This window comes from Sphingomonas lenta, assembly GCF_002288825.1.
In the GTDB taxonomy this organism is placed as follows: Bacteria; Pseudomonadota; Alphaproteobacteria; order Sphingomonadales; family Sphingomonadaceae; genus Sphingomonas; species Sphingomonas lenta.
The window spans coordinates 116,030-136,752 of record NZ_NSLI01000001.1; the positions used below are offsets into that span (position 1 = coordinate 116,030).

19 protein-coding genes and 1 tRNA gene are annotated in these 20,723 nt (G+C 69.7%); 8 read left to right on the forward strand and 12 right to left on the reverse strand.

Annotation, left to right across the window (positions count from 1 at the left end):
- Window positions 1–94: 94 nt before the first annotated feature.
- The 4 genes from CKY28_RS00520 (at window position 95) to CKY28_RS00535 (ending at window position 3,945) form a co-directional block, all read left to right on the forward strand.
- Window positions 95–1,180, forward strand: coding sequence for a Zn-dependent alcohol dehydrogenase (locus tag CKY28_RS00520; protein ID WP_095996389.1), 1,086 nt, complete (start codon window positions 95–97; stop codon window positions 1,178–1,180).
- Window positions 1,181–1,298: 118 nt separating this feature from the next.
- Entirely contained in the window at window positions 1,299–2,363 is a 1,065-nt protein-coding gene (locus tag CKY28_RS00525; protein WP_176472904.1) for a phosphotransferase family protein, read from the forward strand.
- Between the two features lie 2 nt (window positions 2,364–2,365).
- Window positions 2,366–3,130 (forward strand): SDR family NAD(P)-dependent oxidoreductase, encoded by a 765-nt coding sequence (locus CKY28_RS00530; RefSeq protein ID WP_095996390.1) that lies wholly within the window; start codon window positions 2,366–2,368, stop codon window positions 3,128–3,130.
- A 14-nt stretch (window positions 3,131–3,144) separates the two neighbouring features.
- Window positions 3,145–3,945, forward strand: a complete 801-nt coding sequence (locus tag CKY28_RS00535) for an SDR family NAD(P)-dependent oxidoreductase (protein ID WP_095996391.1) — start codon at window positions 3,145–3,147, stop codon at window positions 3,943–3,945.
- Here CKY28_RS00535 and CKY28_RS00540 read toward each other — a convergent pair.
- The 6 genes from CKY28_RS00540 to CKY28_RS00565 all read right to left on the reverse strand — a co-directional run bounded on the left by CKY28_RS00540 (window position 3,942) and on the right by CKY28_RS00565 (window position 12,178).
- Window positions 3,942–4,832 (reverse strand): acyl-CoA thioesterase, encoded by an 891-nt coding sequence (locus CKY28_RS00540; protein ID WP_095996392.1) that lies wholly within the window; start codon window positions 4,830–4,832, stop codon window positions 3,942–3,944. The two genes, CKY28_RS00535 and CKY28_RS00540, sit on opposite strands and share 4 nt — an antisense overlap.
- A gap of 166 nt (window positions 4,833–4,998) precedes the next feature.
- Entirely contained in the window at window positions 4,999–6,141 is a 1,143-nt protein-coding gene (locus CKY28_RS00545; RefSeq protein WP_095996393.1) for an acyl-CoA dehydrogenase family protein, read from the reverse strand.
- Window positions 6,142–6,278: 137 nt separating this feature from the next.
- Entirely contained in the window at window positions 6,279–7,463 is a 1,185-nt protein-coding gene (locus CKY28_RS00550; RefSeq protein ID WP_095996867.1) for an acyl-CoA dehydrogenase family protein, read from the reverse strand.
- 5 nt (window positions 7,464–7,468) lie between these two features.
- A complete protein-coding gene (locus tag CKY28_RS00555; protein ID WP_095996394.1) occupies window positions 7,469–8,791 on the reverse strand; it encodes an amidase family protein in 1,323 nt (440 codons plus the stop codon).
- Between the two features lie 121 nt (window positions 8,792–8,912).
- The gene (locus CKY28_RS00560; protein WP_095996868.1) at window positions 8,913–10,943 is read right to left on the reverse strand and encodes a 3-hydroxyacyl-CoA dehydrogenase NAD-binding domain-containing protein; all 2,031 of its coding nucleotides are present in this window, start codon (window positions 10,941–10,943) and stop codon (window positions 8,913–8,915) included.
- An 11-nt stretch (window positions 10,944–10,954) separates the two neighbouring features.
- Window positions 10,955–12,178 carry a serine hydrolase domain-containing protein gene (locus CKY28_RS00565; RefSeq protein WP_095996395.1) on the reverse strand — a complete coding sequence of 408 codons (1,224 nt, stop codon included), beginning with the start codon at window positions 12,176–12,178 and terminating at the stop codon, window positions 10,955–10,957.
- Window positions 12,179–12,373: 195 nt separating this feature from the next.
- Between CKY28_RS00565 and CKY28_RS00570 the strand changes: the two genes are divergently transcribed.
- Both CKY28_RS00570 and CKY28_RS00575 read left to right on the forward strand, forming a co-directional pair.
- Window positions 12,374–14,077: a class I adenylate-forming enzyme family protein gene (locus CKY28_RS00570; protein WP_095996396.1), complete on the forward strand. Its 1,704-nt coding sequence runs from the start codon at window positions 12,374–12,376 to the stop codon at window positions 14,075–14,077.
- A gap of 216 nt (window positions 14,078–14,293) precedes the next feature.
- On the forward strand, window positions 14,294–15,124 hold the full coding sequence (locus CKY28_RS00575; RefSeq protein WP_095996397.1) for a TIGR00266 family protein: 831 nt from the start codon (window positions 14,294–14,296) through the stop codon (window positions 15,122–15,124).
- Window positions 15,125–15,163: 39 nt separating this feature from the next.
- Here the strand turns inward: CKY28_RS00575 and CKY28_RS00580 are convergent, their stop codons facing one another.
- From CKY28_RS00580 to glpK, 3 genes are all read right to left on the reverse strand, one after another.
- Window positions 15,164–15,514 (reverse strand): PRC-barrel domain-containing protein, encoded by a 351-nt coding sequence (locus tag CKY28_RS00580; protein WP_095996398.1) that lies wholly within the window; start codon window positions 15,512–15,514, stop codon window positions 15,164–15,166.
- An 87-nt stretch (window positions 15,515–15,601) separates the two neighbouring features.
- Entirely contained in the window at window positions 15,602–16,312 is a 711-nt protein-coding gene (locus tag CKY28_RS00585) for an SIMPL domain-containing protein (protein ID WP_095996399.1), read from the reverse strand.
- The gene (glpK, locus tag CKY28_RS00590; RefSeq protein WP_095996400.1) at window positions 16,309–17,769 is read right to left on the reverse strand and encodes a glycerol kinase GlpK; all 1,461 of its coding nucleotides are present in this window, start codon (window positions 17,767–17,769) and stop codon (window positions 16,309–16,311) included. The genes CKY28_RS00585 and glpK overlap by 4 nt, the downstream gene beginning before the upstream one ends.
- 57 nt (window positions 17,770–17,826) lie before the next feature.
- On the opposite strand from glpK, the gene CKY28_RS00595 reads away from it, so the two are divergent.
- Complete coding sequence (locus CKY28_RS00595) at window positions 17,827–19,041, forward strand: AI-2E family transporter (RefSeq protein ID WP_095996401.1); 1,215 nt, start codon at window positions 17,827–17,829, stop codon at window positions 19,039–19,041.
- Between the two features lie 45 nt (window positions 19,042–19,086).
- A tRNA-Asp gene (locus CKY28_RS00600) sits at window positions 19,087–19,163 on the forward strand.
- 86 nt (window positions 19,164–19,249) lie between these two features.
- Here CKY28_RS00600 and CKY28_RS19225 read toward each other — a convergent pair.
- From CKY28_RS19225 to CKY28_RS00615, 3 genes are read right to left on the reverse strand one after another with little or no spacing between them, the layout of a single operon-like run.
- Window positions 19,250–19,786: a DoxX family protein gene (locus tag CKY28_RS19225; RefSeq protein WP_281253195.1), complete on the reverse strand. Its 537-nt coding sequence runs from the start codon at window positions 19,784–19,786 to the stop codon at window positions 19,250–19,252.
- Entirely contained in the window at window positions 19,687–19,893 is a 207-nt protein-coding gene (locus CKY28_RS00610; protein WP_095996403.1) for a DUF2842 domain-containing protein, read from the reverse strand. The genes CKY28_RS19225 and CKY28_RS00610 overlap by 100 nt, the downstream gene beginning before the upstream one ends.
- Window positions 19,890–20,417 (reverse strand): 5-formyltetrahydrofolate cyclo-ligase, encoded by a 528-nt coding sequence (locus tag CKY28_RS00615; RefSeq protein WP_281253184.1) that lies wholly within the window; start codon window positions 20,415–20,417, stop codon window positions 19,890–19,892. The genes CKY28_RS00610 and CKY28_RS00615 overlap by 4 nt, the downstream gene beginning before the upstream one ends.
- Window positions 20,418–20,723 lie beyond the last annotated feature (306 nt).

A 20,723-nucleotide genomic window follows, 5' to 3' on the forward strand; every position in this document is an offset into this window, starting at 1 on the left:
TTGAGCTTGGCCCATTCATGATAGTGACTCAGATGACCTCCTTTCCATTCGCACTATTTGCAAGTGTCGCGGCAGCATCGTCTGGCAAAAACAAGTGAAAGCCGCCGTCCTCTTTGAAGCCAAGACGCCGCTCCAGATCGAGGAGGTGGTCGTCTCCAAGCCCGCCCCGCGCGAGGTGCTGATCCGCACGGTCGCGGTGGGCGTGTGCCGGTCGGACCTCCACTTCGTCGACGGCGCGTGGCCGCATCCCGTGCCGACGGTGCCGGGGCACGAGGCGGCGGGCGTGGTCGAGGCGGTGGGCACCGACGTGGTGCACGTGAAGCCCGGCGACCACGTCATCACCTTCTTCACCGCGTTCTGCGGCTCCTGCGAGTTCTGCATTTCGGGCCGCCCGTCGCTCTGCATGGACCCGTCGACCAGGCGGCCGCCGACGAGCGCGCCCAGGCTGTCGTTGGCGGACTCGACGCCGCTACACCCGTTTCTGAATCTCTCCAGCTTCGCCGAGATGATGCTGGTGCACGAGAACGCGTGCGTCGCGATCACCAAGGACATGCCGCTCGACCGCGCGGCGCTGCTCGGCTGCGCGGTGATCACGGGGGCGGGATCGGTGTTCAACGACTCCAAGGTGAAGCCCGGCGAGACGGTCGCGGTGATCGGCGCGGGCGGCATCGGCCTCGCCGCGGTCAACGCCGCCAAGATCGCGGGCGCGGGCAAGGTGATCGCGATCGACCCCGTGCCGGAGAAGCGCGCGCTCGCCGAGAAGCTGGGCGCGACGCATACGCTCGACGCGAGCGACCCGGACGTGGGCAAGCGCGTGCTGGCGCTGACCGAGGGCGGCGTGAACTACGCGATAGAGGCGGTGGGACGGCCGGAGACGGCGGAGCTCGCCTGGACGATCACGCGCCGCGGCGGCACGGCGACGATCCTGGGCATGATCGCGCCGGGCAAGTCGGTCAGCATCCCCGGACCGAGCTTCCTGTCGGGCAAGCGGCTCCAGGGATCGCTGCTCGGCTCCACACAATTCCCGATCGACATGCCGCGCCTGTGCGAGATGTATCTCGACGGGCGGCTCGACCTCGACACGATGGTCGCCGAGCGGATCGCGCTGTCCGATGTCAACCATGCGCTCGACAATCTGCGGAAAGGGGACACGGTGCGCAGCATGATCGTGTTCGAGTGATGGGAACGCGCGCCCCTCTTCCGTTCATTTCGAGCGCAGTCGAGAAACGAATCCGGGCGTGCCGTTGCGAGCGTGTCTCGACTAGGCTCGACACGAACGGAGTGGTGGGAGTGCGCGCATGACCTCCGCGCAGGACTCGATGTCCGGCACCATCCCCGTCGCGGAGAAGGACCGGCTCGACCTCGACCGGCTGTCCGAATGGATGCGCGGGCACGTCGACGGCTTCGAGGGCCCGCTCGACTATGCCAAGTTCGCAGGGGGGCAGTCGAACCCGACCTACCGGCTCGATACGCCGGCGCGGAGCTACGTGCTCCGCCGCAAGCCGTTCGGGCCGATCCTGCCCTCCGCGCACGCGGTCGAGCGCGAGTATCGGGTGATCGCGGGGCTACACCCGACGGGCTTTCCCGTGCCGCGGCCGTACGGGCTGTGCGAGGATCCCGACGTCATCGGCGCGCCCTTTTACGTCATGGAGATGGTGCGGGGGCGGACAATCTGGGACGGCTCCATGCCCGACCTAACCCCGCCCGAGCGGACCGCGCACTACCACGCGATCGTCGACACGCTGGCGGCGCTCCACAACACGGATTACATCGCGGCGGGCTTGGGCGATTACGGCAAGCCGGGTAATTATTTCGCCCGCCAGGTCGAGCGCTGGACCAAGCAGTACCGTGCCGCCGAGACCGAGCGCTTGGAGCCCGTCGAGCGGCTGATCGAGTGGCTGCCGCGCACGGTGCCCGAGCAGACGCGGACCAGCATCGTTCACGGCGATTACCGCGTCGACAACATGATCTTCGCGCTTGAAGAGCCGCGGGTCGTCGCGGTGCTCGATTGGGAGCTGTCGACGCTCGGTGACCCGCTCGCCGACTTCGCTTACCTCATGATGAGCTGGGTGACGCAGCCCGAAGGGCGGTCGGGGGTAATGGGCATCACCGGGCCGGAGACGGGCATTCCGACCTTGGACGAGATGGTCGCGCGCTACTGCGCCGCCACAGGCCGAGACGGCGTGCCGGACCTGAACTGGTATTTCAGTTACAGCCTGTTCCGGCTGACGGGCATCGTGCAGGGCATCAAGAAGCGCATCCAGCTCGGCACGGCGTCCTCGGCGCAGGCGGAGCGGACGGTCGCGCGGTTGGACCAGCTCGCGCAGTCGGCTTGGGACTTCGCTGTAAAGGCGGGGGCGTAGCCGTGTCGCTGTTCGACCTGACCGGCAAGGTGTGCGTCGTCACCGGATCGTCGCGCGGGATCGGGCGGGCGGCGGCGTTCGAGTTGGCCGATTACGGGGCCAAGGTCGTCATCTCCAGCCGCAAGCAGGACGCATGCGAGGCAGTCGCGGCCGAGCTGAACGGCAAGTACGGCGAGGGAACCGCGATCGCGGTCGCCGCCAGCATCTCGGACAAGGCGGCGCTTCACAACCTCGTCGACCGGACGCGGGCGACATGGGGCCGCATCGACGTGCTCGTCTGCAACGCGGCGTCCAACCCTTATTACGGGCCGCTGGCGGGCATCGCCGACGAGCAGTTCCGCAAGATCCTCGACAACAATGTCCTGTCCAACCACTGGCTAATCCAGATGGTCGCGCCCGAGATGCTGGAGCGCGGGGAGGGCTCGATCGTCATCGTGTCCTCGATCGGCGGCTTGCGTGGGTCACCGGTGATCGGGGCGTACAACGTGTCCAAGGCCGCCGACTTCCAGCTCGCGCGCAACTACGCCGTCGAATACGGGCCGCGCGGCGTGCGCGTGAACTGCGTCGCTCCGGGTCTCATCAAGACCGACTTCGCCCGTGCGCTGTGGGAAGACCCGGAGCGCATCCGCGCCGCCAACGAGCAGGTGCCCTTACGCCGCATCGGCGAGCCGCACGAGATCGCGGGCGCGATCGTGTACTTGGCGTCGCCCGCGTCGAGCTTCATGACGGGGCAAGTGATGGTGGTCGACGGCGGGGTGACGATCTGAACGGGAGGACGGGCATGGCGCGGTTCACGGGCAAGTCGATCATCGTCACCGGCGCGGGCTCCGGCATCGGGCGTGCGGCGGCGCTGCTGTTCGCCGCCGAGGGCGGGTCGGTGCTCGCCGCGGACGTGACCGACGGCGCGGACGAGACCGCGCGGATGATCGCCGAAGCGGGCGGCGCCGCGCGCGCGATCCGCATGGACGCCGGCTCCGAGCCCGACGTGGTCCGCGCGGTCGAGCTCGCCGTTTCGGAGTTCGGAGGGCTCGACGTGATGTTCGCGAACGCCGGCATCTCGGGCGGGCTCGCCAACGTCTTCGATACCGACGTGGCGCTCATCACTGAGGTGCTGCGCGTCAACCTGATCGGCCCGTTCCTCGCCATCAAGCACGCCGCCCCCCGGATCGCCGAGCGCGGGGGCGGCGCGATCGTGCTCACCGCTAGTGTCGCGGGCATCCGCTCCGGCGCGGGCTCGCCAGCCTATTCGGCGTCGAAGGCGGGGGTCATCAACCTCGCCCAGGTCGCGGCGCAGCAGCTCTCGGGCTCCAACGTCCGCGTCAACGCGATCTGCCCTGGCCTGACCGAGACGGGCATGACCAAGCCGACCTTCGACTACGCCCGCGAGGCCGGGAAGATGGACCGCGTCGGGCGGCTCAACCCACTGCGCCGAGGCGCGCAGCCGGAGGAGCTCGCACGCGTCGCGCTGTTCCTCGCCTCCGACGACGCAAGCTACGTCAACGGCCAGGCGCTCGCGGTCGACGGTGGGCTGTCGTCGAGCCATCCGGTCACCAAGCAGGATTACGGCCGCACCGCCGTCTAATCGCGCAGGCGGATCAGCCCTTCCTGCGCGACGCTCGCGACGAGGCGGCCGTCCTGGGCGTAGATGCGGCCGCGGTTGAAGCCGCGGGCGTGGCCCGCCCAGGGGCTGTCGGTGGCGTAGAGCAGCCATTCGTCGGCGCGGAACGGCTCGTGCAGCCAGAGCGCGTGGTCGAGGCTCGCGGTCTGGAGCTTGTGCGTCATCCAGTTAACGCCGTGCGGTAAGGTGCAGGTGCCGAGCAGCGTCATGTCGGAGGCATAGGCCAGGATCGCGCGGTGCATCGCGGCGTCGTTGCCGATGGGAGCGACGAGGCGGAACCAGGCGGCCTGATGCGGCTCGCGCTTCTCGGGGCGGAACCAGCTGCGCGCGTGGACGGGGCGGAACTCGATGGGGCGAGGGCGGAGCATGTGGGGGCGCCACTTCTCCGGGATCTCGTTGATCATCTCGGCGCGGAGTTCCCGCTCGGAACGGAGTTCGTCGGGGCCGGGCACGTCGGGCATGCCGTCCTGGTGATGGAGGCCGTCCTCGGGTGTCTGGAGCGAGGCGGTGAGGCTCAGGATGGGCTGCCCCCGCTGCGAGGCGATCACGCGGCGCGTGGCGAAGCTGCGGCCGTCAAAGTCGCGCACGACGCGGTAGGTGATCGGGTGCTCCTCGTCGCCCGGCCGCATGAAGTAGGCGTGGAGCGAATGGGCGACCTTGGGCTCCTCGGTCGAGCGCTGCGCGGTCTGGAGCGCCTGCGCGATCACCTGGCCGCCGAAGACGCGGCCGACGCCGCCGGGCTGGCGGGAGCCGCGGAAGAGGTCGGTGTCGATCTCCTCCACGTCGAGCAGGTCGACGAGGATGGCGACGAGCGCTTCCGGCGCGGTGTCGTGGGGGGTGAGGAGATCCATGTTGGTCCTTTTAAATCCTCCCCCGCATCGCAGATGCGGGGGAGGGGGACCATGCGAAGTATGGTGGAGGGGGAACTACGGGATGCGGCATCGCGTCGCACCCCCTCCACCACTCGCTACGCGAGCGGTCCCCCTCCCCCGCTGTGAGCGGGGGAGGATTTCAGATTCAGTAACCCGCCATTCGGGCGATGCGGTCGGCGTGGTAGTTCGCGTCGCCGAACATCTCGGCCAGCACCCGCTGGCGCTTCATGTAGAAGCCGATGTCGTACTCGTCGGTCATGCCGATGCCGCCGTGCATCTGGATGCCTTCCTGCACGCTCAGCGTCGTCGCGGCCCCGCTCATCGCCTTGGCGACGGAGACGGCGTGGTCGGCGTTCTCGTCGGCCCCATCATTCTTGGCGGCATCCAGCATCTGCTGCGCCTTGAGCACGGCGGCGCGTGCGACCTCCATCTCGGAATAGAGATGCGCGGCGCGGTGCTGGAGCGCCTGGTAGCTGCCGATGACGGTGCCGAACTGCTTGCGCTCCTTGAGGTAGCCCATCGTCATGTCCATCGCGCCCGCGCCGACGCCGAGCATCTCGGCCGACGCGCCCGTGCGGCCGGCGCGGAGGAGGCGATTGAGCGGATCGCGCCCGGCGTCCACCTCGCCGATCACCGCGTCGGCGGTGACCTCGACGCCCTCGAACTGGAGACGCGCGGCGATGCTGGAGTCGGTCAGGCGCTCAGGGCTGGCAGAGAGGCCCGCCGCGCCCTTCTCGACCGCGAACAGCGTCACGCCCTGCTCGTCCGCGTCCGAGCCGGCGGTTCGCGCGGCGACGATCAGCAGGTCGGCGACGTGGCCGTGGGTGACGAACTGCTTGGCGCCGGACAGGCGGAAGCCGTTGCCCGAGCGCTCGGCGCGCAAGCCGACGCCGTCGCCGTGCTTGGCGCGCTCGTCGATCGCGAGCGCCGCGACCGTGCTCCCCTCGACGATGCCGGGGAACCAGCGCTCGGCGTGCGGCGTGCCGCGGAGCGCCTCCACGGCGGCGACGGCGGTGGTGAGGAAGGGCGAGGGCGACAGGTTGCGGCCGATCTCCTCCAGCACCACGCCCGCCTCGACGTGGCCGAGGCCGAGCCCGCCCTGGTCGTCGGGGATCAGGATGCCGATGAAGCCCATCTCGGCGAACTGCTTCCAGAGGTCGCGGGAGAAGCCGGTGGGGTCGTCGGCGTCGCGCAAGCTGCGGAGGTGCGACACGGGGGCGGCGTCGGCGACGAAGTCGCGCGCGGTATCGCGGAGCATAGTCTGTTCGTCGTTGAGGAAAAGGGGCATTTGTTACTCCTTCTCCCTCTCCCCTCCGGGAAGAGGGCTGGGGAGAGGGGCGGGACGAATCGTATCGACCTGCATTGCCCCTCTCCCGCCTTCGCTGCGCTCGGCACCCTCTCCCCGGAGGGGAGAGGGAGATCAGGTCACGCCCCCGGCAGCTCCAGGATGCGCTTGGCGACGATGTTGAGCTGCACCTCGCTCGTGCCGCCCTCGATCGAGTTGGCCTTGGTGCGGAGCCACGCGCGCGCGGGCGCGCCGCCGTTGGAGCGCTCGCTCTCCCACTCCAGCGCGTCCGACCCGCCCGCCGCCATCATCAGCTCGTGGCGCTGCTTGTTGAGCTCGGTGCCGTAGTACTTCATCATCGACGGCTGCGCGGGGTGCGCGCGGCCGTGCTTGAGCTCGTCGATGAAGCGCTCGCTCATGGCCCCGAACGCGTGCGCGCGCACCTCGAACTGCGCGATCTGCGCGCGGAGCAGCGGGTCGGCGAGGCGGCCGTCGTGATCGAGCCCGACGGTCGCGATCGCGCCCTCGATCAACGGGTTACGGCCGGAGCTTGCGAGCCCCATGCCGCTGATCATCTCGCGCTCGTGGCCGAGCAGGTACTTGGCGACGTCCCAGCCGCGGTTCTCCTCGTGGACGCGGTTGCGCTTGGGCACGCGCACGTTGTCGAAGAACGTCTCGCAGAAGGGCGAGTAGCCGCTGATGAGCAGGATCGGCTTGGTCGAGACGCCCGGCGTTTTCATGTCGAAGAGGAGGAAGCTGATGCCGCCCTGCTTCGACTCCTTGGACGTCCGCACGAGGCAGAAGATCCAGTCGGCCTTGTCGGCGTAAGAGGTCCAGACCTTCTGGCCGTTGACGATGTAGTCGTCGCCGTCGCTCTCGGCCGAGGTCGCGAGCGCCGCCAAGTCGGAGCCTGCGTTCGGCTCCGAATAGCCCTGGCACCAGCGGATCTCGCCGCGTGCGATGGGGGGCAGGTGCTCGAGCTTCTGCTCCTCCGTCCCATATTTCAGCAGCGCCGGCCCGAGCATCGAGATGCCGAAGGAGTTGAGCGGATTGCGCGCGCGGATGCGGGCCATCTCGGACCGCAGCACCTTGGTCTCCTCCGGCGAGAGCCCACCGCCGCCATATTCTTTGGGCCAATCGGGCACGGTCCAGCCGCGTGTCGCCATGCGGTCGAGCCACTGCTTCTGCTCGGGGTTGGCGGGCCGGTAGTTCCGGCCGCCCCAGCACACGTCCTCGTCCGAGCGGACGGGCTCGCGCATGGAGGGCGGGCAGTTCTCCTCGAGCCAGGCGCGGGTCTCGAGGCGGAAGGTGTCGAGGTCGGTCATGTATGTCATCCCAGCATCAACATATTGACGAGTCGCGCGAATTTGATCGCGTCGTAGTCCTTGCCGAAATCGGTGATCACCTGGACCCCGATCGGCAGGCCGTGCGCGTCGGCGCCGACGGGCACGCTGCACGCGGGCAACATGGGGAAGGTGGCGAGGCCGGGGTAGGCCATCTGCGCGCCGAAGAAGGTCGGCTCGCCATCGACGAGAAGCTGCCGGTTCGCGAAGGGCGTGTCGTCGTGCGGAAACGCGGTCGTGCCCCAGCAGGGTGCGATCACCGCATCGTACTCGGTGAACAGTCGGCCCCAGGCGCGGCGGTTGCGCGCCTGCTCGTCCTGAAGCTCGAACCAGGCGGCGAGCGTCATCGGCTCGATATGCTCAGTGCCCGCACCGCGGGCGAGCGCGGTCAGGAGCATGCGGACGTAATTGGCATGCTGCGTGGCGAGGTCGGGGAACAGCGGCGATGCGCGGTCTACCGGACAGCCCGCGTTCGCGAGCGCGTCGCCTACGCGCTCCACGGCGCCGCTCACCGCGCGCTCGGTGGGTGCTAGCGAGTGGGCGGGGAGGATGAGGAAGCGCGACTTCTTCTCCACCGGCGCACCGGCCTGCCTAGGCTCGTGCGGTCGAGGGGTGCCGCTGAGCACTTCGAGCGCGACGATCAGGTCGGCGGCGTCGCGCGCCATCGGGCCGATGACGTTGAGCGCGACGCCCGACTGATCGGTCCGCGGCCGGTTGTGCCCGAAGCTGTCGAGCAGGCCGTAGCTCGTCTTCAACCCCCACACGCCGCAGAAGCTGGCGGGCACGCGGATCGAGCCGCCGATGTCGGAGCCGAGCTCCAGCGGCACGAACCCCGCCGCCAGCGCGGCCGCCGAACCGCCCGACGACCCGCCGCTGACGCGCGAATGGTCGTGCGGGTTGTTGGTGCGGCCGTGGACGGGGTTGTTGGTCTGGAGGTCGTCCAGGTTCTGCGGCACGTTGGTCTTGCCCAGAACAACCGCGCCCGCGGCCTTGAGGCGCTTGACCGCGATCGCGTCCTCGGCGGGCATGTAGTCGGCGTGCTCGGGAAAGCCCCAGTGCGTCGGCAGACCGGCGACGTCGAAGCTCTCCTTCACCGTCATCGGCACGCCGAACAGCGGCCGGTGGACGGGCTGCGGGCCGGCCTCGTCCATCGCCTTCGCGGTCGCCCGCGCGCGGTCGAAGTCGCGTACCACGACCGCGTTGATCGGCCCGTCGCCCGCCTCAATCCGCGCGATCGCCGCCTCGCACTCGGCGAGCGCGCTCGTCTCGCCTTTAAGGATCGCGCGAGCGGTGTCGAAGGCGGAGCGCATCTGAATTAGCTCGTCATCCCAGCGAAAGCTGGGATCGCGCGGTTCGGGCCGGGTGCGCTCTCGGCCCGCGACCCCAGCTTTCGCTGGGGTGACGAGGGTAGGAGAGGAGCGAGGCGGGCGGTCACTTCAGCCGGCCCCCACTCGCCGCGGCGTCCTTGAGCGTCCGCGCCACCGTAAACCCGTGCTTCTCCAGCCCGGCCACGATCTTAGGTAATGTCTCTTCGTTCTGCGCCCAGAACATCGGGCCGCCGCGATAGACGGACCAGCCGTAACCGTAGATCCACACCACATCGATGTCGCTCGCGCGCTGCGCCTTGCCTTCCTCCAGGATCAGCGCGCCCTCGTTCACCATCGGGTAGATGGTGCGCTCGACGATCTCCTGGTCGGTCACCTCGCGGACGGTCGCGCCCGACTTGGCGCGGAACTCGTCGATGATCTGCTGGACGCGAGGCGAAGGCGAGGGGGTGCGCTTCTCGTCGTAATCGTAGAAGCCCGCCTGCTTCTTCTGACCCCAGCGCCCTTCCGCGCAGAGCGCGTCGCGGATGTTCTCGATCCGGCTCGGGTCGCGGTGCCAGCCGATGTCGACGCCCGCCAGGTCGCTCATCTGGAAGGGGCCCATCGGCATGCCGAACGCGACGTGGACGCGGTCGATCTGTTCCGGCGTCGCGCCCTCCATCAGCAGCTTGTTGGCCTCGACTTGGCGCGGCATCAGCATGCGGTTGCCGATGAAGCCGTAGGTGACGCCCGCGACCACCGCGACCTTGCCAATCTTCTTGGCGAGCGACATGACGGTCGCGAGCACGTCGGGCGCGGTCTTCGCGCCGCGGACGACCTCCAGCAGCTTCATGACATTCGCGGGCGAGAAGAAGTGCATGCCCAGCACGTCCTCCGGCCGCTTCGTCACCGACGCGATCTCGTCAATGTCGAGGTAGCTGGTGTTCGACGCCAGGATCGCGCCCGGCTTGCAGATGCCGTCGAGCTTCGCGAAGATCTCCTTCTTCACGTCCATGCTCTCGTACACCGCCTCGATCACGAGGTCGCAGTCGGCGAGGTCCTGAAGGTTCAGCGTCGGGGTCAGCGCGCCCATCGCGGCCTCGACCTGCTCGGGTTTCATGCGGCCCTTGGCGGCGCTCGCTTCATAGTTCTTGCGCATCACGCCCGTGCCGCGGTCGAGCGCGTCCTGCTGCATCTCGACGATGGTGACGGGGATGCCCGCCGACAGGAAGTTCATGGAGATGCCGCCGCCCATCGTGCCGGCGCCGATCACGCCGACCTTGCGGATCGGGCGCAGCGCCGTATCGGCGGGGACGTCGTCGATCTTGGCGGCCTGGCGCTCGGCGAAGAAGATGTGGCGCTGGGCGGCGGACTGCACGCCCATCATCAGCTTCATGAACTCCTGCCGCTCGAACTGCACGCCCTCCTCGAACGGCACCTGCGTCGCCTTCTCCACGCAGGCGATGTTCGCGGCGGGCGCGTCGAAGCCGCGGAAGCGCTTGGCGTTCTCGCGGCGGAACGCCTCGACCGTCTCCGGCTCGGGGGAGACGCTGCGCTCGCTCGCGCGCGGGATCGGTCGGCCCACGACCTCGCGCGCGTAGCTGATCGCGTCGGCCGCCAGACTGTCCTCGCCGACGATGCGGTCGACCAGCCCCGCCTCCTGCGCGCGCTTGGCCGAGATCGGGTTGCCCGTCGCGCACATCTCCAACGCCAAACGCACGCCCGCCACGCGCGGCAGCCGCTGCGTGCCGCCCGCGCCCGGCAGCAGGCCGAGCTTGACCTCCGGCACGCCGAGCTTCGCCGACGGCACGGCGACGCGGTAGTGGCAGCTCAGCGCCACCTCCAGCCCGCCGCCTAGCGCCGTGCCGTGGATCGCGGCGACGACGGGCTTGGTCGACGCCTCGATCATGTCGACCAGGAAGGGGAGCGGCGGGTCCTGCATCGGCTTGCCGAACTCGGTGATGTCCGCGCCCGCGAAGAAGGTCTTGCCGTCGCAGCGGATCACGATCGCACCGATCGTCTCGTCGGCGACCGCCTGCTTGACATAGGCCTCCAGCCCCTGCCGCACCGCCGCGCCCAGCGCGTTGACGGGCGGGTTGTCGGACACGATCACGGCCACGTTGTCGTGGCGCTCGTAACGGATCGGGGAGCTGGTCACTTCTGTCTCCTTCAAGTCAGCGCCGCGTAGATCATGGTCTTGATCTCGCGGCGGATCGGATAGGTGCTGGACGGCGAGAGCTGCGTCATGAAGGTCATGGTGACGCGCTCTTGTGGGTCGACGAAGAAGGCGGTCGAGAACAGCCCGCCCCAGTAGAACTCGCCCGCCGAACCGGGGATCATGGTGCGCACCGGGTCGAGGTTGACCGCGAAGCCGAGCCCGAAGCCGGTCCCGGCGTTCGCGGCCTCGCTGAACATCGACTTGGACCAGCCCGCCAGGTCGCCGTTCCCGGGGATGTGGTTGCGCGTCATCAGGTCCAGCGTCTTGCGCCCGACGATGCGCGCGCCGGCCAACGCGCCGCCGTTTAGCAGCATCGTGTTGAACCGGTGATAGTCGGCGCTGGTCGACACGAGCCCGCCGCCGCCCGACAGGAAGCGGACCTCCTGCGCCCAGCGGCTCTCCGCCGCCCGGTCGTACATGACGCGCCCGCGCTTCGGGTGCATCGTCCAGCAGTCGGCGAGACGGTCGAGCTCGCGCTCGGGCACGCGGAAGAAGGTGTCGCGCATCCCGAGCGGCTCGAAGATGCGTGCGGCGAAGAACGCGTCGAGCTTCATTCCCGACACCCGCTCCACCACCGCGCCGAGCACGTCGGTCGCGACCGAGTAGTTCCAGCTCGTCCCCGGCGAGAACTCCAGCGGCAGCGTGCCCAGTAGCGCGACGAACTCGTCGAGACTGTGCTTCGCGCCCGGCAGCGTCTCCAGCTCCAGCTCGCGATAGGCCGCGTCGACGTTGGTCCGGTTCTGGAAGCCGTAGGTCAGCCCGGCCGTGTGCCGCAGCAGGTCGACCATGCGCATCGGCTGATCGGTCGGCTTGGTCACGAACGGCACGCCCGCGCCGCCGCCATTATAGACGCCGACGCCCTTGAACTCGGGCAGCACGTGGTGGACGGGCGTGTCCACCGCGACCAGCCCTTCCTCCACCAGCATCATGAACGCGATCGAGGTCACGGGCTTGGTCATCGACGCGATACGGAACAGCGTGCCGTCATCGACCCGCGCACCGCCTTCTCGGGCGGCGCCTTCCGAGAAGAAGTGCAAGGGCTGGCCGTCGCGCGCGACGAGCAGTTGCGCGTGGGGGAGCAGGCCGGTGTCGAGATACTTGGCGCGCAGGAACGCGTCGATGCGGGCGAGGCGCGCGGGGTCGAAACCGTGCCCGGCCGGGTCCGCAACCTTCATGCGCTCTCCATACCCCCGCTTCTAAACGCCTCGCGCTCCTATGGCCTTGAGCGGCGCGCGGATCAACTATAACCTCGGTCAACAGACATAAGCGGGCGCAAACCCGTTCTTCTATCGGAGAGAGATGCAGCCGTGGCCAGCGAACCCCCAGGCTCCCTTTTGAATGAGGTGCCCTTGCCGCCCAACTGGCCCGTCATGTCGATGGGGCAGATCGAGGCGGTGTTGACCGCCCCCGGCGCCAAGTTCGAGATGGAGACGGTCGAGATCGACGGCCGTCCCACGCGCGTATGGAGGAACGCGCCGCCGAGCCTGCCTTTCCTCCTCACCGCCACGCGCGCCTACGGTCCCAGGCTCATCAGCGTCTACGAGGACGAGCGCGTCAGCTACGAGGCGAACCACCGCGCCGCCGCCGCCATCGCCGCGCACCTCCAGGCGCTCGGCGTAGGGAAGGGCGACCGCGTCGCGATCGCGATGCGCAACCTGCCCGAATGGATCGCCGCGTTCTTTGGCGTCACGGCGCTCGGCGCGATCGCCGTTCCGCTCAACGCCTGGTGGACGGGGCCGGAACTCGAATACGGCCTGTCCGACTCGGGCGCGAGCGTCGCCTTCGTCGACGACGAGCGGCACGAGCGGTTGCGCGACTGCTACGCCCGCTTGCCCGAGCTGCGCCACGTCATAGTCGCCCGCTCGCGCGTCCCGCTTGACGGGCACGCGTCGCGGCTGGAAGACATGGTCGGCACGCCGCACGACTGGGCGAACCTGCCAGACCGCGCGTTGCCGCCGATCCAGGTCGCGCCCGACGACGACGCCACTATCCTCTACACCAGCGGCACTACCGGCGCCCCTAAGGGGGCGCTCGGCACGCACCGCAACCTGATGACCAACATCCTGTCCTCGGGCTACGCCGCGGCGCGCCAGATGCTGCGCCGGGGCGAGACGCCGCCGGCCGCACCCGAGCCGAAGACGTTCCTGACCGTCATCCCGCTGTTCCACGCGACCGCGCTGTCGGCGACGTTAATGGGCGCGATGGCCAGCGGCTCCACGCTCGTGTTCATGCGCAAATGGGACACGGTGCGCGCGATGGAGTTGATCGAGCGCGAGCGCGTCCACATGACGGGCGGCGTGCCGACGATCGCGTGGCAGCTGCTTGAGCACCCCGACCGCGACAAATACGACCTCTCCTCGCTCGAGACGATCGCGTACGGCGGCGCCCCGTCGGCCCCCGACCTGGTGCGGCGCATTCACCAGGAGTTCGGCGCGCTGCCCGGCAACGGCTGGGGCATGACGGAGACGACCGCCACTGTCACGACGCATTCCGCCGAGGACTATCTCAACCGTCCCACCAGCGCCGGCGCGCCCGTCGCCGCCGCCGACGTCAAGGTCATGGACGCCGAGGGCCGCCACGAGATGCCGGTCGGCGAGGTGGGCGAGCTCTGGGCGCGCGGGCCGATGATCGTGCGCGGCTATTGGCGCAAACCGCAAGCGACCGCCGAGACCTTCGTCGACGGCTGGGTCCGCACGGGCGACCTCGCGCGCGTCGACGAGGAAGGCTTCGTCTACATCGTCGACAGGGCCAAGGACATGATCATCCGCGGCGGCGAGAACATCTACTCGACCGAGGTGGAGAACTGCCTCTACGCGCACCCCGCGGTGACGGACGCCGCGCTGGTCGGCGTGCCCCACCGCACGCTGGGCGAGGAGCCGGCGGCGGTGGTCCACCTCGCCCCCGGCGCGACCGCCACCGAGCAGGAGCTGCAGGATTGGGTGCGCAAGCACCTCGCCGCCTTCAAGGTTCCCGTCGCGATCCGCTTCTCGCCCGACGTGCTGCCCAGGAACGCCAACGGTAAGATCCTGAAGCGCGAGCTGAGGGCGCTGTTCGAGGACAGGGTGGCGGCCTGACCTCAACTCCTCCCCCGCTTACAGCGGGGGAGGGGGACCAGCGAAGCTGGTGGAGGGGGAGCTACGGGATGCGGCATCACCCTGTACCCCCACCACCACGCCGCAAGCGGCGCGGTCCCCCTCCCCCGCTGTGAGCGGGGGAGGACCTAGAGCGTCTTGGCCCTGCAACACACCTTCGGCTATAGCGGGCGCGCACCTCATCCGGAGACCTCCCGCATGGCCTATCAATCCCCCTGGTCCCACTCCCGTTCGGCCGGCGTCGCCGACGACATCGACTTCGAGATCAAGGGCCAGGAGCTCCAGTTCGTCGAGGTCGAGCTCGACCCCGGCGAGAGCGCGGTGGCGGAAGCCGGGGCGCTCGTCTGGAAGGACGCGTCGGTCGACATGACCACCGTCTTCGGCGACGGCCGCGGCGACCAGGGTGGCGGGTTCATGGGCAAGCTCTTGGGCGCGGGCAAGCGGCTCGTCACCGGCGAGAGCCTGTTCACCACCGTGTTCACGCACCAAGGCCATGGCAAGGCGCGCGTCGCCTTCGCGTCGCCCGTGCCCGGCTCCATCCTGCCCATCAAGCTCGACCATGTCGGCGGCACGCTGATCTGCCAAAAGGACGCGTTCCTCGCCGCGGCCAAGGGCGTGTCGATCGGCATCCACTTTCAGCGCCGCGTGCTGACCGGCCTATTCGGCGGCGAGGGCTTCATCATGCAGCGGCTGGAGGGCGACGGCTGGGTGTTCGTCCAGATGGGCGGCGCGGTGGTCGAGCGCGAGCTGGCGGCCGGCGAGCAGCTCCACGTCGACACGGGTTGCCTCGCCGCGTTCACGCCGTCCGTCGACTTCGACCTCGTCACCGCGGGCGGGGTCAAATCGATGTTCTTCGGCGGCGAAGGCCTGTTCTTCGCGCGGCTGACCGGCCCCGGCAAGGTCTGGATCCAGTCGCTGCCCTTCTCCCGGCTCGCCGCGCGCATGTTCGCGGCCGCCGGCGGACGCGGCGGCAGCCGCGGCGAGGGCAGCGTGCTCGGCGGGCTGGGCGACATGTTCGACGGCGACTGAGCGCGGCCCCGCTCCCGCCCGCGCGGGAGCGGAGCGCCGTCACATATACTGGTCCCAGTGGCGGTACGCGGGTTCCGGCACCTCGTGGGGCCGGTCGGCCTTGTCGAGCGTGATGTACGGCGCGGCCTCGATGTCCTCGCGCCGGACGTCGATGCAATATCCTCTGAGGTCGCGATCGTACTTCAGCATGGCCCAGGGGATCGGGTAGGCGCGTGCGCCCATGCCCATGAAGCCGCCGAACAGCAGGGTCGCGTACTCCGCCTGGCCGCTCACCTTGTCGATCATGATCGCGTGAACCGTGCCCACCTTCTTGGCGTAGCGGTCGTACACCGCCGTGCCCTCGACACGGGTGGATGCGATAAGGTGGTGGTCGGTATCGGTGTCCAGCATCTTGAGCCTCCGTGAAGCCCCCGCTCGGTCCCCTGTTATGGCCAGAACTGTACCATTTTCCGGTCGAGTCGCCAACAACTTAGGGCGTCAGCGGGGCACCAGCGCGAAGTCGACGGAGACGGTCGCGGTGCGCGTGTCGGTGCCGGCCAGCACGGGCGGCGTGGCGACGGGCGCGGGCGCGGCCTGCGCCTCCACCGCCATGTCGTAGGACGGGGAAGGCGGCCTGGCCGCGCCGCCGTCGCGGATGGCGAGCACGCGGGCGATGCGCAGGCCCGCGGCTCCCGCATAGGCGTCGGCGCGGGTGCGCGCGTTGCGGAAAGCGGCCGCGCGCGCGGCGCTTCCGGCGCGCTCCGGATCGCCCACGCGGAGGTCGGGGCCGGACAGGACGTTCGCGCCCGCGCCCGTTGCGGCGACGATCGCCTCGCCCGCGCGGCCCACTTGGCGCACGCGGACGTTGAGCACGTTGTTCGCCTCGAACCGGCCGCGATTCGGACCGTAGCCGATGCGGCCGATCGTCAGCTGGCGCGTCTGCATGTCGGCTTCCGCGATGCCTTGGCGTTTGAGCGCCTCGACTACGGCGTTCATCTTGCGGTTGTTCGCCGCCGTGACCTCGGCCGCCGTGGGCGCGATCGACGACACGCCGACGGAGAAGCGCGCCTCGTCGGGCCTGACCTCCGCCTCGCCGTCGGCGGTGACCTGCAGCAGCGTCTCATTACGGTCGACCCCGCGCGGGTCGGGCGCGGCCCGGTCGCACGCGGCGAGCAGCACTAAGGGCGTGAGCCACGCTGGTCTATTCACGGCAGCACCTTCCTCACCGCTTCGGCCCACCCCGCAAGCCGCGCCGCGCGCTCGTCTTCGCCGATGCGCGGCTCGAACCGCTCGACGTCGCCGCGCATCGCGCTCGCCTCCTCCAGGCTCGCGAACAGCCCGCATCCCAGTCCCGCCAGCATCGCCGCGCCCAGCGCGGTCGTCTCGGCGAAGCGCGGCCGCTCGACGGTGACGCCCAGCATGTCCGCCAAGTCCTGCGCCATCCAGTCGTTCGCGACCATGCCGCCGTCGATGCGGAGCGTGCGCCAGTCCTGCCCGTCCGACGCGAAGGCGCGCTTCAGGTCGTGCGCCTGATAGCTCTGCGCCTCCAGCGCCGCCCGCGCCACATGCGCGCGCGTCGCCGAGAAGGTCAGGCCGGAGATCGCCGCGCGCGCCTCCGGCCGCCAGTGCGGCGCGCCGAGGCCCGACAGCGCGGGCACGAGGTACACGCCGCCATTGTCCGGCACCTCGCGCGCCAGCGCCTCCGTCTCCGGCGCGGAGTCGATCAGCTTGAGCCCGTCGCGCAGCCACTGGACGAGGCTGCCCGCGACGAATACCGACCCTTCCAGCGCATAGGCTGTCTCGCCGCCGATCCGCCACGCGATCGTCGACAAGAGCCGGTGGTCCGACGGCAGCAGCTGCGCGCCCGTGTGCGTCAGGATGAACGCGCCCGTCCCGAACGTCGCCTTGGTCTCGCCGGGGCGCAGACATGCCTGCCCGATCGAGGCCGCCTGCTGGTCGCCCGCCAGCCCGCAGATCGGGATGGGCGGCCCGAACGCGCGGGTGGTGCCGAACTGGCCCGCGCAGTCGATGATATCCGGCAGCGCGCCGCGCGGCGCGCCGAACAGGTCGCACAGCTCCGGGTCCCATCCGCCCGAGCGGACGTCCATCAGCGCGGTGCGGCTGGCGTTGGTCGCGTCCGTCAGATGCAAGCCCTCCGTCAGCTTCCAGACGAGCCAGCTCTCGACGGTGCCGACCGCCAGCCGGTCGCCGGCCTGCGTCAGCTGCGGCCATTCGCGCATCGCCCAGCCGATCTTGGACCCGGAGAAATATGGGTCGAGCAGCAGGCCCGTCCGTTCCTGCACAATCCCCTCGTGCCCGTTCTCGGCGAGGTCGCGGCAGATGTCGGCGGTGCGGCGGTCCTGCCAGACGATCGCGGGCGCCAGCGGCTCGCCCGTTTCCCGATCCCAGAACACCACCGTCTCGCGCTGATTGGTGATGCCGATCGCGGCGATCCGCTCCGGACCGCCGGCCTGCGCGACCATCGCGCCCGCGACGCGCAACGACTTGCGCCAGATCTCGGCCGCGTCGTGCTCGACCCAGCCGGGGCGGGGGTAGGATTGGGTGAGCGGGGCCGCTTCGCTGGCCATGCACGCGCCGTCGGGCCGGAACAGCATGGCGCGCGTGGAGGTCGTGCCTTCGTCGATGACCAGCAGATATTCGCCCATCAGCCGAGGCTAGCCGGGATGACGCGGCCCCGCAAACCGCGCTAAAAGGACCGGTATATGGCCGATCGCGATCCCAGCCTGCCCGTGTCCGACGCCGCGCCCGACTCGCTGATCGGCGTGCCCGCGGGCATCGCGACGGAGGACGCGATGCGGATCGCGCTGCGCCGCGACCGGCTGCTCGCCGCGCTGACGCTGACCGCGGGCGTCGGCCTCGCGCTCGGCCTTCCCTTCGCGCTCAAGGCGGGGGCGGAGTTCTTCCTGCCCTTGACCGCCGCTCTCGTGATCGCGGTTGCGCTGGTGCCCGCGCTCGAATGGCTGGAGCGCCGGCGCGTGCCGTCGCCGCTCGCCGCGCTCATCTGCCTGTTCCTGTTCCTGTTCATCGCCAACGTCGTGCTCGCGGCGATCGTGGTGCCCGCGACCGACTTCTTCCGGCTGCTGCCGACGCGGCTCGAGCGGATCCAGACCAACCTCCAGCCTTTGTTCGAGCTCTATTCGAACCTGGAGCAGTACGCGAACCGCACGCTCCGCCGCATCGCCGACACGCCCGTCCGCCAGGCCCGGCCCGACGCGGTCGCGCCGCCCAGCTCGCTGCTCGGCTTCCTCGCCTCCTCCGCGCCGCACGCGATCGTGCAGTTCTTCTTCGCGATCCTGGTGGTGTTCTTCTTCCTGTCCGGCTGGACGGGCATGCGCAAGCGCACGATCACCAACCGCGCCAGCTTCAACGGCGCCATGGCGACCGCGCGCGTGATTCAGGACGTGGTGGACGACGTGTCCGCCTATCTGGGCACGATCACCGTCATCAACGTCGCGCTCGGGCTCGTGGTGGCGGGGATCCTGTGGGCGATTGGCATGCCCTATCCGCTCATGTGGGGCGGCATCGTCGCGTTGTTGAACTACATCCCCTATTTCGGCCCTGTCATCGCCGCCCTGCTGCTGGCGATCGGCGGGCTGATGACGTTCACCGACATCTGGATGGCGATGATCCCGCCCGCGACGGTGATGGTCTGTCACCTGATCGAGGCGAACGCGATCACGCCGTTCATCGTCGGCCATCGGCTGACGATCAACCCGATCCTGATCCTCGTCTCCTTGAGCTTCTGGGGCTGGGTCTGGGGAACGCCGGGCGCGCTGTTGGCGGTGCCGCTGCTCATCATCCTGCAGACGGTGCTGGGGGCGGCGGGCAAACCGGACATCGCCGGCTTCCTGTTCGAGCACGGCACGCTGGTGCAGCAGCGGCGCGAGCGCCGCGCGGGGGACGAAAATGGCCGTTGACAGGGTGGGGCACCCCGCCTAATCGGCCCCCCACCGCGGTTCCAAGCGGGTGTAGCTCAGTTGGTTAGAGCGCCGGCCTGTCACGCCGGAGGTCGCGGGTTCGAGCCCCGTCACTCGCGCCACCGCGCAGCGCGCACGCCGCCAGCGGAGCTGGCGACGAGACGCGCAAGCACGGCCGACCTGGCAAGGCCAGGATCGACGACGCGGCTCAGCCGCGGCGCATCTCAGACCTTCCCAAAACCCGATCCACCGAAAACCGCCCCGCGCCGATCGTCGCGAACAGCAGCCCGAACAGCACCAGCGCCGTCGCAGGAAACGCGCCGCGCACGCCCAGCTTCGCGTCCACCATCGCGACCGCCACCGCGAAGTTGAACGCGCACACCAGCCCCGCCCAGCGCGTGCCCAGCCCGATCACGAACGACAGCCCGACCAGGAACTGCGCATAGACCGACAGCCGCGCCATGAGCGGCGGCGAGGCGAAACTGTGCGCGGCGAGGAAGCCCTCGAACTCCCTCATGCGCTCCGCGCTGACGATGTTGTCCCACACGCCCCAGATCAGAAACGCGCCGACGACGAGCCGCGCCGCGAGCAGCGCCGCGTCGGCCCCGCGTGACAGCAGGGGCGGGGCGATCAGGCGGGCGAGGTTCAGCGCCAGCGGCCGGTCTCCATCCAGAGCAGCAACGGCTTCAACGGCGCGATCCAGATGATGCCCGCCACCAGCCAGAACGGCGCCTGCGCGAACCAGGGCCAGCCGTTCACCACCGGCCACAGGCTCGTGACCACCACCGCCCAGACGACGATGATCCCGATGATCGCGAGCGCGCCCGCGGGTTTGCGCCAGGATGGCGTCATGGCGTGATCCACTCCTTCTCCGTCGCGATCGCGTGGAGGGGAACGTCCCAAGCGTCGATCGGCAACACGTCCACCTCCTGCACCGACCATGCCACGCCCACGCGCCACGCGCCCGGATGCGCGGCGAACGCCCGGTCGTATAAGCCCGCGCCTTGGCCCAGACGCGCGCCCGTCCGGTCGAACGCAACCAGCGGCGTCAGGATGACGTCGGGCGCGACCTCCGGCGCGTCGGCCGGCGGCTGCTCGATCCCGTACGGCCCGGCAGCGAGCGCGCCGTCCCAGCGCCGGAAGCGCATGGGCGCGCTACGGTCGGTCAGGAAGGGTAGGGCGAGCGCGCAGCCCGCCTGCCTCGCGGCGCGCTCCAGCGGCGCAGGGTCGGCCTCGCCAGGCATCGGCCGGTAGCTCGCGACCACCGATCCGGCACGCAGCCGCTTGATGAACTCGGGCGCGACCCGGATCGGCTCGACCGACGCGAACGCCAGCCGCGCCTCACGCATCCGCGCACGGAGCGAGCGCTTATTCACGCCGGTAAGCGGGGGGCGCCGCGGCGAAGCCGCTTCGTGACGTCGAACGGGCGCTAGCGCCCGCCGGCCGCGCTGGCGCGTCTTCGCCGCAGCTGAGCTGCGGCGATGCGCGCCGTGCGGTGGCGGGACCGCCATGGCCGTTTGCCTTGATATCCACTGACGCCCAACACGTCAGGTGGGGACCGTGTACGTCGGACCAGGATCCGTGCAGGGACAGCCCCCATGGATGATGAATAGCCTCAGGGATTATGCGAGGCTCGCACCGGGCAGTACCCGCCGGGACCTTATCTAAGCGCTGGGGCCAGA

Bases quoted from the DNA above. Each gene is read 5' to 3' on its own strand.
- CKY28_RS00535 (WP_095996391.1), top strand. From the start codon at position 3,145: ATGGCGCGGTTCACGGGCAAGTCGATCATCGTCACCGGCGCGGGCTCC.
- CKY28_RS00565 (WP_095996395.1), bottom strand. From the start codon at position 12,178: ATGAAGGTTGCGGACCCGGCCGGGCACGGTTTCGACCCCGCGCGCCTC.
- glpK (WP_095996400.1), bottom strand. From the start codon at position 17,769: ATGGGCGAATATCTGCTGGTCATCGACGAAGGCACGACCTCCACGCGC.
- CKY28_RS00580 (WP_095996398.1), bottom strand. From the start codon at position 15,514: ATGCTGGACACCGATACCGACCACCACCTTATCGCATCCACCCGTGTC.
- CKY28_RS00595 (WP_095996401.1), top strand. From the start codon at position 17,827: ATGGCCGATCGCGATCCCAGCCTGCCCGTGTCCGACGCCGCGCCCGAC.
- CKY28_RS00550 (WP_095996867.1), bottom strand. From the start codon at position 7,463: ATGACCGACCTCGACACCTTCCGCCTCGAGACCCGCGCCTGGCTCGAG.
- CKY28_RS00525 (WP_176472904.1), top strand. From the start codon at position 1,299: ATGACCTCCGCGCAGGACTCGATGTCCGGCACCATCCCCGTCGCGGAG.
- CKY28_RS00555 (WP_095996394.1), bottom strand. From the start codon at position 8,791: ATGCGCTCCGCCTTCGACACCGCTCGCGCGATCCTTAAAGGCGAGACG.
- CKY28_RS00540 (WP_095996392.1), bottom strand. From the start codon at position 4,832: ATGGATCTCCTCACCCCCCACGACACCGCGCCGGAAGCGCTCGTCGCC.
- CKY28_RS00610 (WP_095996403.1), bottom strand. From the start codon at position 19,893: ATGACGCCATCCTGGCGCAAACCCGCGGGCGCGCTCGCGATCATCGGG.
- CKY28_RS00575 (WP_095996397.1), top strand. From the start codon at position 14,294: ATGGCCTATCAATCCCCCTGGTCCCACTCCCGTTCGGCCGGCGTCGCC.
- CKY28_RS00570 (WP_095996396.1), top strand. From the start codon at position 12,374: ATGTCGATGGGGCAGATCGAGGCGGTGTTGACCGCCCCCGGCGCCAAG.
- CKY28_RS00545 (WP_095996393.1), bottom strand. From the start codon at position 6,141: ATGCCCCTTTTCCTCAACGACGAACAGACTATGCTCCGCGATACCGCG.